General features: G+C 75.4%; 5 protein-coding genes. 3 read left to right on the top strand and 2 right to left on the bottom strand.

Going from position 1 to position 4,580, the window contains the following annotated elements:
* The first annotated feature begins 216 nt into the window (after positions 1-216).
* A complete protein-coding gene (locus GTR02_RS19980) occupies positions 217-1,851 on the top strand; it encodes a methyl-accepting chemotaxis protein (RefSeq protein ID WP_166609231.1) in 1,635 nt (544 codons plus the stop codon).
* A 21-nt stretch (positions 1,852-1,872) separates the two neighbouring features.
* On the opposite strand, the gene GTR02_RS19975 is transcribed toward GTR02_RS19980, so the two are convergent.
* The gene (locus GTR02_RS19975) at positions 1,873-2,565 is read right to left on the bottom strand and encodes a GNAT family N-acetyltransferase (RefSeq protein ID WP_338073951.1); all 693 of its coding nucleotides are present in this window, start codon (positions 2,563-2,565) and stop codon (positions 1,873-1,875) included.
* Positions 2,566-2,668: 103 nt separating this feature from the next.
* Here GTR02_RS19975 and GTR02_RS19970 point away from each other — a divergent pair, with 103 nt between their 5' ends.
* On the top strand, positions 2,669-4,072 hold the full coding sequence (locus GTR02_RS19970) for an MFS transporter (protein WP_166609230.1): 1,404 nt from the start codon (positions 2,669-2,671) through the stop codon (positions 4,070-4,072).
* Positions 4,069-4,176: an MFS transporter small subunit gene (locus GTR02_RS25000; RefSeq protein WP_420814753.1), complete on the top strand. Its 108-nt coding sequence runs from the start codon at positions 4,069-4,071 to the stop codon at positions 4,174-4,176. Before GTR02_RS19970 ends, GTR02_RS25000 begins: the two co-directional genes overlap by 4 nt.
* Before the next feature lie 40 nt (positions 4,177-4,216).
* Here the strand turns inward: GTR02_RS25000 and GTR02_RS19965 are convergent, their stop codons facing one another.
* A complete protein-coding gene (locus GTR02_RS19965; RefSeq protein WP_166609232.1) occupies positions 4,217-4,492 on the bottom strand; it encodes a hypothetical protein in 276 nt (91 codons plus the stop codon).
* Positions 4,493-4,580: the final 88 nt, after the last annotated feature.

Below are 4,580 nucleotides of genomic sequence, written 5' to 3'. Positions count from 1 at the left end.
GGTGCATGGTTCTCCAGCGTTCGGCGGGACCGGCGCAGCCGCCGGCCGGCGTCACCCTCCGGGCGACCTCGTGGTGATCGGCACGCCGGGCGCCGGTCCTGAGCCCGGGGTGCGCCCGGCCCCCCACGGCTCCAGGTCGGGCCCCGGCGCGCCGATGCCGTCCGTGCCGGTACCGCCGGCCGGGTGCGAACCCGGTGTCGTCCGAGGAGCCTCCCCATGCCTGCAGCGGAACACCCGGCTGCCCGTCCGTCCTCGCCCCGCGGCGCGCGCCACCGCAGCAGCCTCGCCTCCCGCGTCGTGGCCCTCGCGGTCGTCGGCCTCACCGGCGTCCTCGCCGTCGGCGGCATCGGCGTCGCCGGGGCGCACCGCCAGGACGCGGCCCAGGCCGAGATCGTCCGCAGCGCCGAGGCCACCAGGCACGCCGAGAGCGTCGACGCGGCCCAGGCCGCGCTGCGCGCCGACGTCCTCGTGTCGGTCGTCGCTCGCACCGCCGCCGACCGCCAGGCGGCCATGGGCGCGCTCGGCGACGACGCGATCGCCCTGCGCTCCGCGCTGCGCGCCCTGGGCGCCGCGACCGGCGGCGCCGCGGGGGCGACGGACGTCACGGCGCTGCTCGGGGAGGCCGAGACGCTCGTCACCCTCGGCCAGCGGGTCGTGTCGCTGGCCAACCACGACCTGAGCGACCCCGGGCAGGTGGCCGCCCAGGAGGCGCTGCCGGCCTTCACCGAGCAGGCCGCGGCCGTCGCCGCCGCCCTGCCCGCGGTGCGCGACGCGGCGGACGCCGAGCGCTCCGCGGCGCTCGCGGCGGGTGCGGAGGCCCGTGCCCGCGCGCAGCTGCTGACCATCGCGACGGCGCTCGCCGTGGCGGCGGTGCTCGCGGTCGTGGCCGTCACCGTGACCACCTCGCTGCGCCGCCGCCTGCGGGCCACGGTCGCGGTGCTCGAGCGCATCGCGGAGGGCCACCTCGACCAGCGCGGGGCCGAGGGCCGCGACGACGAGATCGGGCAGATGACCCGGGCGCTGAACACCGCGCTCGACCGCCTCGGCGACCTGCTGCGCCAGGTCGCGGCGTCCAGCACCGAGCTGACCTCCTCGGCCCGCGACCTCACGACGGTGTCGGCCGACCTCAGCGTCCGCGCCGCGAACTCGGCGCAGCAGGCGAGCACCGGCTCCTCGGCCACCGAGGAGATCTCCGTGACGATCCGGACCGTCGCGGCCGGCGGGGCGGAGATGTCCGAGGCGATCACCCACATCGCCGCGGCGACGGCGTCGGCGTCGGAGGTGGCGGCCGACGCGGCCGAGGCGGCCGCGGCCGCGGGCCGCACGGTCGACGGGCTGGCGCGCTCCTCCGCCGAGATCGGCGACATCGTGCGCGTCATCACCTCCATCGCGGAGCAGACGAACCTGCTGGCGCTCAACGCCACCATCGAGGCCGCCCGCGCGGGCGAGGCGGGCAAGGGCTTCGCGGTCGTCGCCAGCGAGGTCAAGGAGCTCGCCATGGAGTCGGCGCGCACGTCGGAGAGCATCGTCGCGAAGGTCGCTGCGGCGCAGTCGGACGCGGCCGCGGCGGCGGAGGCGATCGCCCGCATCGGCGGCGTCGTGGAGCGCATCGACGCGATCCAGGCCACGATCGCGAGCTCCGTCGAGGAGCAGACCGCCACGACGCGGGAGATGGTGCGCAACGTCGACGAGATCGCCCACGGGTCGGAGGAGGTGTCGCGCTCCATCGTCGCGATCGCGCAGGACGCGCACCGCACGACGGGGGACGCGGAGCGCACGGCCGCCGCGGCCCGCCAGGTCGCCGACACCGCCGTCACCCTCGACGAGGCCCTGCGCCGCTTCCACGTCTGAACCCGGCCCGCGGGTCCCGGCTCAGCCCTCCGGGGTGCGCAGGAGGGCGAAGGTGAGGTCGCGCCGGTGCCGGAAGCCGAGCGCGGTGTAGAGCCGGACGGCGTCGACGTTGTCGGCCGCGGCGTGCAGGAAGGGCAGCTCGCCGCGCGCGCGGACGCCGGCCGCGACGGCCCGCAGCAGCAGCGACGCGTACCCGCGCCCGCGCACCGCGGGGTCGGTGCACACGGCGCTGATCTCGGTGGCGCCCGGGGGGTGCAGCCGCTCCCCGGCCATCGCCACCAGTCGGCCGCCCTCCCGGATCCCCAGGTAGGTGCCCAGCCGGTGCGTGCGCCGGCCGAACGGACCGGGCCGGGTGCGCGCCACGAGGTCCAGGGCGTCCGGCACGTCGTCCTCGCCCAGCACCACGACGTCGACGTCCCCGGGCACCGGCCCGAGGTCCGCCGGCGCCACGAGCTGCACGCCCGGGATGAGCCGCGTGGTCGTCCAGCCCGCGGGCGGCGCGACCTCGAGGCCCGGCACGACGACCGGTGCCCCCGGGCCGGCGAGGCCCGCGAGGGCCGCCCAGCCGGCGGGGTCGGTGAGGTCGGCGGCCCCCGCGAACGGCGAGACGTCCGGCGGGTAGCGGCGACCCGGTCCGGACCCCTCCGCGAGGTGCGCGTGCGCGGTCGTCAGCGACGCCCACACCGGGTCGTCGAGTCCCGGAGGGGTCGTCACGGCACCGATCCTGCCAGGTCCGATCAGGCGAGTCGGGGGGCGAGCGTGCGGGGGGCGGCGCTACGTTGACCCGCGACGTCGCCGTCCAGCGGAGGAGCAGCACGTGGCCTCGGTCCTCGATCGTGAACGCACCATCGCCCCGCCGGGGTTCAACCGGTGGCTGATCCCTCCGGCCGCCCTCGCGGTGCACCTGTGCATCGGGCAGGTGTACGCGACCAGCGTCTACAAGAACGCTCTCGTGCAGCACTTCGAGGCGTCGAACACCTCCATCGGGGTGGTGTTCTCGATCGCCATCGTCATGCTCGGCCTGTCCGCCGCGGTGTGCGGGACGTGGGTCGACCGCAGCGGCCCGCGCAAGGCCATGGCGACCTCGGCGGCGTTCTGGGTCAGCGGGTACCTCGTCGGCGCCCTGGGCATCGCCACCGGGCAGCTGTGGCTGCTGTACCTCGGCTACGGGGTCATCGGCGGCATCGGCCTGGGGATCGGCTACATCTCCCCGGTCTCGACGCTCATCAAGTGGTTCCCCGACCGGCCCGGCCTCGCCACGGGCATGGCCATCATGGGTTTCGGCGGGGGCGCGCTCGTCGCCAGCCCGCTGTCCACGCGCCTGCTGGGGTTCTACGACCCCGCCTACGACTCCGCGGTCGCCGGCAGCGTCCCGTCCGGGTCGGCCGTGGCGATGCTGTTCCTCACCTTCGCCGTCGTCTACGCGCTCTTCATGACCTACGGCGCCGCGACCATCCGCGTGCCCGCCGCCGGCTGGGTGCCGGACGGGTTCGACCCCGCGTCCGTGCAGTCCAAGGCGCTGGTCACCACGGCGAGCGTGTCGGCGCGCAACGCGATCCGCACGCCGCAGTTCTACCTGCTGTGGATCGTGCTGTTCTGCAACGTGACCGCGGGGATCGGGATCCTCGAGCAGGCCTCGCCGATGATCCAGGACTTCTTCCGCGGCGCCGACGGCACGTCGAGCATCGCCGTCGCGGCGGCCGGCGGTTTCGTCGGCCTGCTCTCGATGGCGAACATGGCGGGCCGCTTCGTGTGGTCCTCGACGTCCGACGTCATCGGCCGCAAGCCGATCTACGTGGTGTACCTGGGCGTCGGGCTCGTGACGTACTTCCTCCTCGCCACGTTCGGGCAGACGAGCACGGCGCTGTTCATCCTCTTCGCCGTCGTCATCCTGTCCTTCTACGGCGGGGGTTTCGCAACGGTCCCGGCCTACCTGCGCGACCTGTTCGGGACGTTCCAGGTGGGCGCCATCCACGGCCGGCTGCTGACGGCGTGGTCGGCCGCGGGGATCGTCGGCCCGCTCATCGTCAACGGGTTCCTCGACGCCGAGGGGACCCCGGGCCGGCTGACCGCGGAGGCCTACCGTCCGGCGCTGCTGACGATGGTGGCCCTGCTGGCGGTCGGGTTCGTCGCCAACCTGCTGGTGCGGCCGGTGTCCGCGAGGTTCCACGAGCCGGCGGCCGCGCCGGAGCCGGAGAAGAAGGGGAGTGGTCAGGCGTGAGCAGCTCGGCACGGGTCGCGCTCGGGTGGACGCTGGTGGGGGTCCCGCTGGCCTACGGGGTCGTCGAGACGCTGGTGCGGGTGTCGAAGCTGTTCGCGGGCTGACGCCACGGCGCCGCCGCCCGCGGGCGGCGGCGCCGGGTGCTCAACCCTGCGCGACGTCGACGAGGCGCTCGAACAGGAACTCGTACGGCAGGTAGGACGTGTCGTACTCCTCGCCCGTCGTGTGCGGGTGCAGCTGCGACATCTGCAGCAGCCGCCAGCCGTCGAGCAGCGCGGCCAGACCCGTCGCGTACGGCGGCTCGTCGCTGTCGCCCGTCGTCGGCCGCGAGCGGCCGGTGCCGTCGTAGCGGGTCCAGCCGATGACGTCGGAATCCAGCGCGGACGTGCCGAGGTAGAGCACCAGCACCTGCTGGCGCAGCGTCGGGGTCGCCGACGGGGTGGCGAAGGACGCGTCCACGCTCAGGGCGGGTCCGGTCGTCGTGGCGGTCATGGGTGTCCTCCCGGGG

The sequence above is a fragment of the Kineococcus siccus genome (assembly GCF_009906795.1).
GTDB lineage: Bacteria > Actinomycetota > Actinomycetes > Actinomycetales > Kineococcaceae > Kineococcus > Kineococcus siccus.
This window is presented reverse-complemented; position numbering and strand designations above follow the sequence as displayed.